Source organism: Kitasatospora sp. DSM 101779 (assembly GCF_025655475.1).
GTDB lineage: Bacteria > Actinomycetota > Actinomycetes > Streptomycetales > Streptomycetaceae > Kitasatospora.
The window spans coordinates 5,025,492-5,037,750 of the sequence record NZ_JAHTIK010000001.1; the positions used below are offsets into that span (position 1 = coordinate 5,025,492).

General features: G+C 74.5%; 13 protein-coding genes. 5 read left to right on the plus strand and 8 right to left on the minus strand.

Annotated features, from left to right (window positions below; translation table 11 throughout):
- Positions 1–40 precede the first annotated feature (40 nt).
- Complete coding sequence (locus KSNIM_RS22980; RefSeq protein ID WP_263105049.1) at positions 41–1,186, plus strand: adenosine deaminase; 1,146 nt, start codon at positions 41–43, stop codon at positions 1,184–1,186.
- Positions 1,187–1,413: 227 nt separating this feature from the next.
- Positions 1,414–1,830 carry a hypothetical protein gene (locus tag KSNIM_RS22985; RefSeq protein ID WP_263105050.1) on the plus strand — a complete coding sequence of 139 codons (417 nt, stop codon included), beginning with the start codon at positions 1,414–1,416 and terminating at the stop codon, positions 1,828–1,830.
- A gap of 80 nt (positions 1,831–1,910) precedes the next feature.
- Here KSNIM_RS22985 and KSNIM_RS22990 read toward each other — a convergent pair whose 3' ends face one another.
- The 5 genes from KSNIM_RS22990 to KSNIM_RS23010 all read right to left on the minus strand — a co-directional run bounded on the left by KSNIM_RS22990 (position 1,911) and on the right by KSNIM_RS23010 (position 5,672).
- Entirely contained in the window at positions 1,911–2,093 is a 183-nt protein-coding gene (locus KSNIM_RS22990) for a PspC domain-containing protein (protein ID WP_263105051.1), read from the minus strand.
- Between the two features lie 375 nt (positions 2,094–2,468).
- On the minus strand, positions 2,469–3,014 hold the full coding sequence (locus tag KSNIM_RS22995) for a VanZ family protein (RefSeq protein ID WP_263105052.1): 546 nt from the start codon (positions 3,012–3,014) through the stop codon (positions 2,469–2,471).
- A gap of 161 nt (positions 3,015–3,175) precedes the next feature.
- Positions 3,176–3,454, minus strand: a complete 279-nt coding sequence (locus tag KSNIM_RS23000; RefSeq protein ID WP_263105053.1) for a hypothetical protein — start codon at positions 3,452–3,454, stop codon at positions 3,176–3,178.
- Positions 3,451–4,938: a sensor histidine kinase gene (locus KSNIM_RS23005; protein WP_263105054.1), complete on the minus strand. Its 1,488-nt coding sequence runs from the start codon at positions 4,936–4,938 to the stop codon at positions 3,451–3,453. Before KSNIM_RS23005 ends, KSNIM_RS23000 begins: the two co-directional genes overlap by 4 nt.
- A 53-nt stretch (positions 4,939–4,991) precedes the next feature.
- Entirely contained in the window at positions 4,992–5,672 is a 681-nt protein-coding gene (locus KSNIM_RS23010; RefSeq protein WP_263105055.1) for a response regulator transcription factor, read from the minus strand.
- Between the two features lie 491 nt (positions 5,673–6,163).
- Here KSNIM_RS23010 and KSNIM_RS23015 point away from each other — a divergent pair, with 491 nt between their 5' ends.
- A complete protein-coding gene (locus tag KSNIM_RS23015) occupies positions 6,164–6,886 on the plus strand; it encodes a SigE family RNA polymerase sigma factor (RefSeq protein ID WP_411543756.1) in 723 nt (240 codons plus the stop codon).
- Between the two features lie 177 nt (positions 6,887–7,063).
- Here the strand turns inward: KSNIM_RS23015 and KSNIM_RS23020 are convergent, their stop codons facing one another.
- Positions 7,064–8,260 carry a PucR family transcriptional regulator gene (locus KSNIM_RS23020; protein WP_263105056.1) on the minus strand — a complete coding sequence of 399 codons (1,197 nt, stop codon included), beginning with the start codon at positions 8,258–8,260 and terminating at the stop codon, positions 7,064–7,066.
- 90 nt (positions 8,261–8,350) lie between these two features.
- Between KSNIM_RS23020 and lysA the strand changes: the two genes are divergently transcribed.
- Together lysA and KSNIM_RS23030 are read left to right on the plus strand one after the other, a co-directional pair.
- Positions 8,351–9,613, plus strand: coding sequence for a diaminopimelate decarboxylase (gene lysA, locus KSNIM_RS23025; protein ID WP_263105057.1), 1,263 nt, complete (start codon positions 8,351–8,353; stop codon positions 9,611–9,613).
- A 34-nt stretch (positions 9,614–9,647) separates the two neighbouring features.
- Entirely contained in the window at positions 9,648–11,090 is a 1,443-nt protein-coding gene (locus KSNIM_RS23030) for an amino acid permease (protein ID WP_263105059.1), read from the plus strand.
- A gap of 25 nt (positions 11,091–11,115) precedes the next feature.
- Here KSNIM_RS23030 and KSNIM_RS23035 read toward each other — a convergent pair whose 3' ends face one another.
- The gene (locus tag KSNIM_RS23035) at positions 11,116–11,760 is read right to left on the minus strand and encodes an ATP-binding protein (protein ID WP_263105060.1); all 645 of its coding nucleotides are present in this window, start codon (positions 11,758–11,760) and stop codon (positions 11,116–11,118) included.
- A 91-nt stretch (positions 11,761–11,851) separates the two neighbouring features.
- Positions 11,852–12,259 carry a hypothetical protein gene (locus KSNIM_RS23040; RefSeq protein ID WP_263105061.1) on the minus strand — a complete coding sequence of 136 codons (408 nt, stop codon included), beginning with the start codon at positions 12,257–12,259 and terminating at the stop codon, positions 11,852–11,854.

Sequence of the window (12,259 nt, forward strand, 5' to 3'; positions counted from 1 at the left end):
CCGAGTAGGAATCTACGCGCGTAGGAGCTACACTCCCGCAATGGAGAAGCAGATCCCTGCCACCGCGGGCACCACTGGCCCCCGCATTCCCACCGCCGATCAGATCGCCCGTGCTCCCAAGGTGCTCCTGCACGACCACCTGGACGGCGGCCTGCGCCCCGAGACGGTCGTCGAGCTCGCCGCCGCATGCGGCTACGAGGGCCTGCCCACCACCGACCCGGTCAAGCTCGGCGAGTGGTTCCGCGAGGCCGCCGACTCCGGCTCGCTGGTCCGCTACCTGGAGACCTTCGCCCACACCTGCGCCGTGATGCAGACCCGCGAGGCGCTGATCAAGGTCGCCGCCGACTGCGCCGAGGACCTCGCGGCCGACGGTGTCGTCTACGCCGAGGTCCGCTACGCCCCCGAGCAGCACCTGGAGGCCGGGCTCACCCTCGACCAGGTCGTCGAGGCCGTCAACGAGGGCTTCCGGCTCGGCGAGGCCAACGCCCGTGCCGCCGGCCGCCGGATCCGGGTCGGCACCCTGCTCACCGCGATGCGCCACGCCGCGCGCTCCACCGAGATCGCCGAGCTCGCCAACCGCTACCGCGACCAGGGCGTGGTCGGCTTCGACATCGCCGGTGCCGAGGCGGGCCACCCGCCCACCCGGCACCAGGCCGCCTTCGACTACCTCAAGGGCGAGAACAACCACTTCACCATCCACGCGGGCGAGGCCTTCGGCCTGCCGTCGATCTGGGAGGCCCTGCAGTGCTGCGGCGCCGACCGGCTCGGCCACGGCGTCCGGATCGTCGACGACATCACCGTCGGCGAGGACGGCGCGGTGCAGCTCGGCCGCCTCGCCGCGTACGTGCGCGACAAGCGCGTCCCGCTGGAGATGTGCCCCACCTCCAACCTGCAGACCGGCGCCGCCGCCTCGTACGCCGAGCACCCGATCGGCCTGCTGAGCCGGCTGAAGTTCCGCGTCACCGTCAACACCGACAACCGGCTGATGAGCGGCACCAGCATGAGCCGCGAGTTCGAGCACCTGGTCGACGCCTTCGGCTACACCCTGGGCGACATGGAGTGGTTCACCGTCAACGCCATGAAGTCGGCCTTCCTGCCCTTCGACGAGCGCCTCGCCATGATCAACGACGTGATCAAGCCGGGCTACGCCGAGCTCAAGGCGGAGTGGCTGTTCGCCGGCGCCTGAGCCGGCAGGCCGGACGCGTCCGGATCTCCGGGCGGGGCGGGGCGGGGCCGTCGCCGGGGCCCCGCTCTGCCCGATTGTCTGACTAATCATTCCTGTGAGTGACGCTCCGTTGATCCGCATTCGATGTTCTCACTACGGTGTGCCAGTCACTGCTGACCCGGTGTGACGGCGGGCGCTCCCCGGGGCGGCCGTACCACGGGCACCGACGAGGACTCGAGGACCAACGCATGAAGCAGGCAACTCTGAAGGCCGCAGGCACCGCCGCTCTGGGCGTCGCGATCGCCGCCGCGGCCGCAGGCACCGCCTCCGCCGCCGCCCCCGGCGGGCTCGGGCTCCCGACCAGCGCGCTGACCAACCCCGGCCTGACCAACGCGGTGCCCGGTGCCGTTCAGAAGGTGCCCGGGGGCAGCGAGGTCACCCAGGCCGTCGGCACCCTCAACCCCGAGGTCGGCGGCAAGCTGACCCCCGCCGCCCCGGCCGAGCAGGCGCCTGCCGCCGACGCCGCCCCGGCCGCCGCGGACCGTGCCCTTCCGCCCGTCCCGGGTGCCCAGGGCCTGGAGAAGACGCCGGTCGGCGGCGTGCTCGGCACGGTGAGCGGGCTCGGCGCGGGCCCCGGCGGCGCCCTCCCCGGCATCGGCGGCTGACACCGCCCGCGGCCGGACGGCACGGCGCAGCAACGGCGAAGGGCCGCCCCCGTACTGCGGGGGCGGCCCTTCGCCGTGCCTCACGGCTCCTGCGGGAGCAGCAGCCAGAGCGCCAGGTAGATCAGGAACTGCGGGCCGGGCAGCAGGCAGGACAGCAGGAAGATGATCCGCACGGTCCACGGGGCGAGGCCGAAGCGCTTGGCCAGCCCGGCGCAGACGCCGGCGATGACGCGGTTGTGGCGGGGGCGGGCGAGCGTGCTCATGGTGTGACTCCCGGGTCGCGGGCCCGGTCCGGTCCGTCCGGCGGGCATGTCTCCATCGTGCTCGGCCGGGCCGCCGGAAACGTCAGCCCCGATAGTGATCCACGCCCCTGACCTCTCACCGGGGCGGCGGACGCCCCTCTCAGGGTCGCCCTCAGGGCCGCCCCCGAGACGCACCGCGGGGGCGGGGGCGCCAATGGGCCCGCGGAGGCTGCCTGTCGGGGATCGGGGGCCGCGGCGGCGGGCCGCTGCGCGGGCGCCGGCGGCTCGACCCCGCGGTGCGGGGCCGGGCGTCAGCGGGCCGGGGCAGGCGCCGCCCCGCCAGGGCATGGCAGGGCGGTGCGTGGCCGTTGGTGAAGGCCGTCCCCTGTGTGTCAGTCACCGGGCGGTGGGGCCGCCCGGGGCGGTGAGGCGGCCCAAGGGAGCGGCCGGCGAGGCGAGTTCGTAGGTGCGGTGGTGCGGGTGCGCGGCAGGGAGGACGGCGGGGTGCCGGCGGCGGGCGCGCAGCCGGAGCAGGGCGCGGGCGGCCGGCACCAGCAGCAGGTGGCAGACGGCCGCGCCGGCCGTGCCGAGGATGATGTCGTCGACGTTCAGCACGTGGCCCGGGGTCCAGCTCTTCAGGATCTCCAGCCCCGTCGCCAGCAGGGCGGCACCCCCGACGGTGCGCAGGAAGGACGGCAGCCAGGGCGTCCGCAGCCGGCCGATCGCGATCGGCAGCAGCACCCCGAACGGGGTGAGCGGCAGGATGCCGGCCGCGAGCTGCCGGGCCCCCTCGTAGCCGCCGAGGGCGAGCGCCCGGTCGACCGAGGCCAGCGGGGTCAGGTTGGCCGGGTAGGTCCAGTTCACCGTGGTGGGTCGCAGCACCAGCCAGGCGAGCAGCACCGCGTAGCTGGCCAGCAGGAGCCGTGCGGTCGTCCGCAGCAAGCGGCACGCCTCCGGCGGCGGGGTCCGATCGATCGGCTCGGCGTCCTCGATCGGGTCGTCCCCGGCCTCTGCGCCGGTGCGGGTGGTGGTGCCATGTCGGTGCACAACCGGGTGGACGCGGTCTCGGCGGCGGACGGTTCCACCGGCACGGCGCGGGCGGTTCAGGGGCAGTGCGAGGCCGAAGCGCTCGGCGTCGGCGTGGCGCTGAACAGCGGCGCCGGGCTCTTCGCCGCGGCGGACGGCGCACCGGTCGCGGCCGGTGAGGCGGCCGGCGAGGTCGCCGTCGGGGTGACCGCCCGCGGCACCTGCACGGGGGTCGGGCAGGCCGTGCGGCTGGCGGGCGCCCCGGCGTCCACCGGCACCGCCGTCGGCCGGATGCCGCAGCCGGCCGCGGCTCCGGCCAGCAGGACCAGTGCCGCCGCCCTCCGTACCGCGCTCACTGTGCGTCCTCCTGGCTGGGCGGGGTGTGCGGCAGGGTCAGGGTGAAGACCGCGCCGCTCTCCCCGTTGGCGGCCGTGATGGTGCCGCCGTGGATCTGTGCATTGGCCATCGCGATGGACAGCCCGAGGCCGCTGCCCTCGGAGCGGGCCCGCCCCTTGTCCGCCTTGTAGAAGCGGTCGAAGACGTGCGGCAGCACCTCCTCGGGGATGCCCGGCCCGCTGTCGCGGACCTCGACGACCACCTGGTCGCCCTCCTGCCGGACGGCCACCCGGACCGGCGAGCCGCCGTGCTTGAGGGCGTTGCCGATCAGGTTCGCGAAGACGACGTCCAAGCGGCGCGGGTCGGCCATCAGCCGGATACCGCGCGGCGCGTCCACCTCGACGGCGTCGTACCAGGCCCGGCCGTCGATGCAGGACATGATCAGGTCGGCTATGTCCACCTCGTCGGCGACCAGCTTGGCGGTGCCGGCGTCGAAGCGGGTCACCTCCATGAGGTTCTCCACCAGGTCGGACAGCCGCCGGGTCTCGCTGACCACCAGGCGCACCGCGGGCTCGATCATCGGGTCCAGCGAGTCCGCCTCGTCCTCCAGGATGTCGGTGACGGCGGTCATCGCGGTGAGCGGGGTGCGCAGTTCGTGCGACATGTCGGCCACGAAGCGGCGGCTCTGCGCCTCGCGGGCGCTCAACTCCTCCACCTGGTGCGACAGCGACTCCGCGGTGCGGTTGAACGTCCGGGCCAGGTCGGCGAGTTCGTCGCCGCCCTCGACCTCCAGCCGGGTGTCCAGCTTGCCCTCGCCGAGCCGCCGGGCGGCCTCGCCGAGCCGGCGGACCGGCCGCAGCACGGTCGAGGACGCGGCCTGCGCCAGCAGTGCCGAGCCGATCAGCGCCAGCAGCGTGGCGATCGCCAACGACCAGCCCAGCGTGTTGAGATCGGCCCGCTCGTCCTCCAGCGACTTGAACATGTACGCCGTCGGCCCGGAGGGCACCACCTTCGTCCCGCCGACCAGGAACGGCCGGTTGCCCAGGTTCACCCGCTGCCAGTACAGGTGGTACGGGTACTGGTTGCCCGCGCCGACCTCCCGCGGGGTGGCCACCGCCCGCTGCAGCGCCTGCGGCACGTCCTGCAGGGTGAACCGCGACGGGTCGGTCGAGACCGCGCACCCCGGCTGCGCCGGATCGGTCACCACCACGTCGTAGTTGAGCCCGGACGAGGCCACCTGCTGCGCCAGGTAGGCGAGTTCCGGGCAGGTGGGCTCCAGCGGCAGGTCGGAGACGTTCCGGGTCAGCGAGACCCGGAAGTCGTTCAGCGCGGTGTCCTGGGCACGCTTGAGGACGGCGTCGCGGTTCAGCCAGTAGGCGATGCCGGACGCCGACACCGCGGTGATCAGCGCGACCGCGGCGAACACCGCGATCAGGCGGACCCGGAGCGAGCGCAGCCGCCGCCAGGGACGACGGCGGCGCGGCGGGGTCTGGGGGTCAGTCAACAGGTCTCACAGACGGGAACGGGAACAGGCGGACGGCCGGGGCGGCCGGGCGGTCACTGCAGCGGCGGGTCGAGCCGGTAGCCGACCCCGCGCACGGTGCGGATCAGCGTCGGCGCGGACGGCACGTCCTCGACCTTGGCCCGCAGCCGCTGCACGCAGGCGTCCACCAGCCGGGAGTCGCCCAGGTAGTCGTGCTCCCACACCAGCCGCAGCAGCTGCTGCCGGGACAGCGCCTGGCCGGGCCGGCGGCTCAGCTCCAGCAGCAGCCGCAGCTCGGTCGGGGTGAGCTGCAGGTCCTGTCCGTCCTTGGTGACGGTCATCGCCGAGCGGTCGATGACCAGGCTGCCGTAGGTGGAGGAGTCCGAGCTCTCCCGCTCGCCGCGGCGCAGCACGGCCCGGATCCGGGCGTCCAGGACGCGCGGCTGCACCGGCTTGACGACGTAGTCGTCGGCGCCGGACTCCAGGCCCACCACCACGTCGATGTCGTCGGAGCGCGCGGTGAGCAGGATGATCGGCAGTTGGTCGGTCCGGCGGATGCGGCGGCACACCTCGAAGCCGTCGATCCCGGGCAGCATGACGTCCAGGACGATGAGGTCCGGACGCTGCTCCTTGAACAGCTTCAGGCCGTCCTCGCCCGAGGCAGCGGTGGCCACGCGGTGGCCCTGGCGGGTGAGGGCGAGTTCGAGGCCCGTCCGGATGGCGTCGTCGTCCTCGATCAGAAGCAGGAAAGGCACGGGCTCATTCTGGCCCACCCGGGGCCACAGATCACCCACCCGGGTGGTTGCTGAACGGTCGCGGGAACCGGAGGCGCAGGTTCGGGCGTCCGGGCGGGTGTGACAGCAGTGTGCCGGGAGGCCCAGGACGCTGTGACAGCCCTGTGACAGTCGGCGGACACCGCCATGACGACGGGCGGGCAGGATTTTCCATGTCGCCGGGAACGACCGGGTGAGAACCGGAGGGAACGGCGACGGGGAACCGCACGTACCGACCATGGGGGCGCACGATGAACGCAACGCTTCTGAACCGCAACGCGGCCGTCCGCGCAGCGCGTTCGACCGCGAACCCGCGGACCAGGTACGAGGTGCGGACCGACGAGGCTTCCGGTGCCGTGGTCGTACGGGGGTGCGCACACCGCACCGGAGCCCACCGCCCCAGTGGCGGCGGGCACGTGGGGGAGCTGTACGGGATCGGCCACAGGGGGAGTGCGGCCGACAGCAGCTCGACCATGACGCTCCGGGGGATCCTCCCGGTGGGTCAGGGTCGGGCCATCCCGACGGGGGAAGGCCTGCGCGGCGCCGGCTCGGGGGAGCCGGACGCCCGCCAGGCCGCAGGCACCACGCTGCTGCGGCTCACCCCCGCGGCAGCCGGTGCCGAGGACGGTCGACAGGGAGGCGCGCAGGGGGAGTGCTCGGCCGAGGCGGCGGACCGCATCGCTGAGTTCACCGCATACGTGCGCGAGCGCCGCGCCTCCCTGTACGCCACCGCGTACCACCTCACCGGTGACCGCTACGAGGCCGAGGACCTGCTGCAGAGCGCGCTCTTCAGCACCTACCGCGCCTGGGACCGGATCACCGACAAGGCCGCGGTCGGGGGCTACCTCCGCCGCACCATGACCAACCTGCACATCTCCGCCTGGCGGCGCCGCAAGGTCAACGAGTACCCGACCGAGGAGCTGCCGGAGACGGCCGGCGACACCGACGCGATGGGCGGCACCGAGCTGCGCGCCGTGCTCTGGCAGGCGCTGGCCAAGCTGCCGGAGAACCAGCGGACCATGCTGGTGCTCCGCTACTACGAGGGCCGCACCGACCCGGAGATCGCCGACATCCTCGGCATCAGCGTCGGCACCGTCAAGAGCAGCATCTGGCGCGCGCTGCGCCGGCTGCGCGACGACGAGCAGCTCAACCGGACGGGCGACACCGTGCACGCCTTCGGCGAGCTGGTCGCCTGACCGCACGCAACAGGACTCCCGTCGGGGGACGGGTGAAGGGGACGCGGACGCGCGGACGGCCTACTCGGGGGAGTGGCCGCCGACGGGGGAAGCCCGCAGCCCCGCAACAGCAGGAGCCCGGTGCCGGGGAGAGGCACCGGGCTCCTGTGCGTCGTCGTGCGTGCGGCCCCGGCCCGCTCAGAGCGCCAGCCGCAGCTGGAGCCAGGCCGACAGCCGGTCGTCCGGGTGCTCCAGGTCCAGGCCGAACAGCTGCCCGGCCCGCCGCAGCCGGTACTTCAGCGTGTTCGGGTGCACGCCGACCCGCTCCGCCGCGACCGCCACCGACCCCACGGCGTCCAGCCACGCCGCCACCGACCGGGCGTACTCCGTGCGGTGCTCCCGGTCGTGCGCGAGCATCGCGTCCACCGCGGGGTGCCGCAGCTCCGGGCGCCGGGCCAGCTCGTCGGCGACCCGGGCCAGCAGCACCCGGGCGTGGACGTCGGCCAGGCCGGCGACCGCGGCGCACCCGGGATCCGCCGAGGTCACCCGCAGCACGTCGTCCACCTCGGCCCGGAGCGCCGGCACCGCCTCCAGGTCCTCCGCCGGCCGGCTCACGGCGGCCCGCACCACCCCGCCGCCGCTCGGCCCGAGTGCCGCCACCGCCTGCTCCGCCAGCCGGCGCGCGGCGCTCGGCCCGACCTCGGCGAGCAGGACATAGACCGTCCGGCCGACGGCGGCCACCGCCGCCTCCCCGTGCACGGCCGACCAGTGCCGCGCCGCCGCGGCGGCGAGCCGCACCACCGAGGGCGGCTCCTCGTCCGGCCGCCGCAGCGGGGTCAGCCCGACCAGGACCAGCCGCGGCCGTTCCGGCAGACCCAGCGCGTACCGCAGATCCGCGGTACGCCCGCGGCCGTGCAGTGCGTCGCGCAGCCCGTCCTCCCGTGCCCGCAGTTCCAGTTCCTGTGCGCTGCGGCGGCGCAGGATGTGCAGCGCGGCCAGCCGGGCGCCGTCGAGCAGCGCCCGCTCGCCGGCCGGGTCCAGGCCGTCCGGGCCCTCGATCGCCCAGATGGTGCCCAGCGGCAGGTCGCCCGCCCGGATCGCCACCGCCGCCCGGGGCAGCTCGTCCTCGGCGAGCGTCGGCAGCCGCGTCACGCCGGGCGCGGCCAGCACCGCCCGGTACTGGGCCTGCTGCTCGGCCTGGTCCGGCACCCGCCGCTCCAGGATGCCGCGCCGTCGCAGCTCGTCGATCCGCTGGTCGGGCAGCGCGGAGTAGGCGAGGACCCGCCGGTCCAGATCCTCGACCGCCACCGATCCGCCGGTCACCGAGGCGATGGCGTTGGCCAGCGCGAACAGCTCCTCGCTGGTGCCCTCCATTGGCGATTCCGCATGCTCCATGCCACGACCCTAGGCGATTTCGCCAACGACGTCCGGCCGGACCGCCGCCACGATGGCTGTGCACCGCAGCCCACCCCCGGAAGGGGCACCATGCAGGACCAGCTGATCGGCCTTTTCCCGCCCGGCACCGAACTCGACGAGGACGGTGCCCTGGTGATCGCCGGCTGCCGGGTGGCCGAACTCGCGGAGACGTACGGCACCCCGGCGCTGATCGTGGACGAGGGCGCCCTGCGCGCCCGGGCCCGCGCGTACGCCGACGGCCTCGCCGCCCGCTGGCCGAACTCCCGGGTCACCTTCGCCTCCAAGGCCTTCCCGTGCACCGCCGTCTACCGGGCCCTCACCGAGGAGGGCCTCGGCATCGACGTGGCGAGCGGCGGCGAACTGACCCTCGCCGTGGCCGGCGGCGCCGACCCGGCCGGTCTGGTCGTGCACGGCAACGCCAAGACCTCGGAGGAACTGCGGATGGCCGTCGACGCCGGTGCCGGGCTGATCGTGGTCGACAACTTCGACGACATCGACCGTCTGGAGCTGATCCTCGCCGGACGGCCCGGCCGCGAGCAGGGCGTCCTCGTCCGGGTCACCCCCGACATCCGCCCGGACACCCACGCGGCCGTCTCCACCGGTCAGGCCGGCTCCAAGTTCGGGCTGCTGCTGCCCGAGGCCCGCGAGGCGATCGCCCGGCTGCGCGGCAGCGACCGGCTGCGCCTGGACGGCGTCCACGTGCACGTCGGCTCGCAGATCATGGACACCAAGCCGTTCGAGCAGGCCGTCGAGGCGGTCGCCGGACTCGGCACGTTCGACGTCTACGACCTCGGCGGCGGCCTCGGCGCCCGCTACACCTACGACGACACGCCGCCGAGCGTGGACGAGTACCTGGACGCCCTCGTCGACAGCGCCCGCGGCACCCTGCCCGCCGCCGCCCGCATCCTGATCGAGCCCGGCCGCTCGATGACCGCCGAGGCCGGCGTCTCGCTCTACCGGGCGGTCACCGTCAAGCACGGCCACCCGACCTTCGTCGCGGTCGACGGCGGCATGGGCGACAACCTCGAAGTCTCGCTCTACCAGCAGCGGTTCGAGGCCACCGTGGCGACCCGGGTGGGCGGCGGCGGGCCCGTCCGGCTGGTCGGCCGGCACTGCGAGTCCGGCGACGTGCTCAGCGAGGGCGTCCCGCTGCGCGACCCCCGCCCCGGCGACCTGATCGCCGTCCCCGCCACCGGCGCGTACACCTACGCGCTCGGCAACAACTACAACGGCGCCCGCCGGCCCCCGGTCGTCTTCTGCCGCGACGGCCGCCACCGGGCCGTGGTGCGCCGGGAGACGTACGGCGACCTGCTCCGCCGCGACCTGCACTGACCCGGAACCCCACCCCCTGCACGAGAGGTCCACCATGGCATCGGACGTGACGCTCCGCCGGCAACTCCTCAGACGCAAGCCGGTCGGTGCCCTCCAGGGCGGCGGCGAACTGCGCCGCACCGTCGGCCTGTTCCAGCTCACCATGATCGGCATCGGGGCCACCATCGGCACCGGGATCTTCTTCACCCTGGACTCGGCGGTGCCGGAGGCCGGCCCGGCCGTCGTGCTCTCCTTCGTGATCGGCGCCGTCACCGCCGCCCTCACCGCCCTGTGCTACGCCGAACTCGCCTCCGCCGTGCCGGTCTCCGGCTCCTCGTACTCCTACGCCTACGCCACCCTGGGCGAGTTCGCCGCCTACGCGGTCGGCTGGTGCCTGCTGCTGGAGTACGCCGTCTCCGGCGCGGCGATCGCGGTGAGCTGGGGCCAGTACCTCAACGACCTCACCGAGCGGCTGTTCGGCTTCCAGCTGCCGCAGGCGATCGCGGCCCCGCCCGGAGCCGGCGGCTGGGTCAACCTGCCCGGCGCCGTCCTGGTGCTGCTCTGCTGCCTGCTGCTGGTCCGCGGGGCGAAGCAGTCCGCGCTGGTCAACACCGTGATGGTGCTGGTCAAGCTGGCCGTGCTGGCGCTCTTCGTGGTGGTCGGCGCGACCGGGTTCCACGCCGCCAACCTGCACCCGTTCGCGCCGATGGGCGCGGCCGGGATCGGCGCGGCCGCCTCCACGGTGTTCTTCTCCTTCATCGGCCTGGACGCCGTCTCCACCGCCGGCGAGGAGGTGAAGAACCCCCGCCGCACGCTGCCGCTGGCGATCATCGGCGCGCTGCTGGTGGTCACCGCCGTGTACGTGCTGGTCGCCCTGGTCGGTGTCGGCGCCCAGCCGTGGACGGCCTTCGGCGGGCAGGAGGCCGGCCTGTCGGCGATCCTCACCCGCGTGACCGGGGCGGGCTGGCCCGGGCTGCTGCTCTCGGCGGGCGCCGTGCTCTCCATCGTCAGCGTCGTCCTCGTGGTCCTCTACGGGCAGACCCGGATCCTGTACACGATGAGCCGGGACGGCATGCTGCCGGAGCTGTTCCGGCGGGTCGGCCCGCGCAGCGGCACCCCGGTCGCCGGCACCGTCGTCGTCGGCGCACTGGTCGCGGTGCTCGCCGCCGTCGTCCCGCTGGACGTCCTCGCCGACCTGACCAGTCTGGGCACCCTGGTCGCCTTCGCCGTGGTCTCCCTGGGGGTGCTGATCCTCCGGCGCACCGCCCCCGACCTGGAGCGCGGCTTCCGGGTGCCCGGACACCCGGTGGTGCCCCTGCTGTCCGTCGCCTTCTGCGGCTACCTGCTGTACGGGCTGCCGCTGGACACCTGGCTGATGTTCGCCGTGTGGCTGGCTCTGGCGGTTGCCGTCTACCTCGGCTACAGCCGGCACCACTCCGCGCTGCAGCACACCGGCCGGGCCGAGGCCGGGCCGGTGCTCACCGGTACGGCGCCCTGACCGCCACGGCTCCCCGGGCGCCCGGTCAGGCCGCGACGCGGACCGGCCGGGCGTCCGCCACCGCGCGGACCCGCCGCTCGGCCTCCGGGCCGGCGCAGGCGTACGCGCCGAGGGCGGTCTGGCGGGACACGATGCCGCGCTCGGCGCGCATCAGCCGCCAGCCGCGCCGCAGCAGGTAGGGCACCGACTTGCGGCCCTCGCGGACGTCCCTGCGGAAGCGCCGCCACGCCGTGGTGGACGGGCGGTTGCGCAGGCACAGCGCGTCGCCGAGCAGCCCCTCGGCCTCGCAGCGGCCGACCAGCTCGGCGGCGAAGATGCCCTCCGCGACGAACGCGCCCGCGCCGTCCAGGGCGAACGGGCGCACCCCCACCCGGCCGTTGTCCGGGATCGAGTACACCGGGACGTCCGCGCGGCCGTCCTCGACCAGCGCCCGGATCACCGCCATCGCCTGCTCGGCGTGCCAGGAGGCGGGCGAGTCCCAGTCCGTGCCGCCGTCGTCCGGCAGCTGCGGCAGCGTCGGGTCGTCGCCGTCCTTGTAGAAGTCGTCGAGCTGGAGCACCGGGAGGCCGGTGCGCTCGGCGAGGGAGGACTTCCCCGATCCGGAGGGTCCCGACAGCAGGATGACGCGGGCGCGCTGGGTCGGCGCCGGGTTCAGCGGGGTGTCACTCACGGGACACCAGTCTGACGCATCACCGGTGCCCGCCGATACCGCCGGGACGCCCCCGGGCCAATCTCACACGGACCTCCCGGCGGTGCCCCGGTCAGACCGTCCCGTCCACCGGGCCGCCCAGGGCGAGCCTGGTGGTCGTCAGGTACCGGCTGTGCACCTGGACGAACAGCGCCGCGCCGCCGTCCGGGGGCAGGTAGCCGGTGGCCGCCCAGTCCTGGTCGAACCAGTCCTGCGGCTCAGGGTCGCGGTGCTCGCCGCCGAGCCCGAACTCCAGCCACGGGTGCTTGCGGGAGCCGAAGGAGGCGGTGGGCCGGCCCGGGGTGAACAGCAGGCTCCCGTTCTCGTACGCGGCCGGCCAGCCCGGGCGCTCGGAGCGCACCGAGCACGGGATGCGGGTCGGCAGCCCGGCCGTCAGCCGCCGGTGCGCCCGCCGTGCGCGCAGCGCCCGCACCGGCCCGTCCCCGAACAGAACCGCCAGGTCGGCGGCCAACTCCCACAT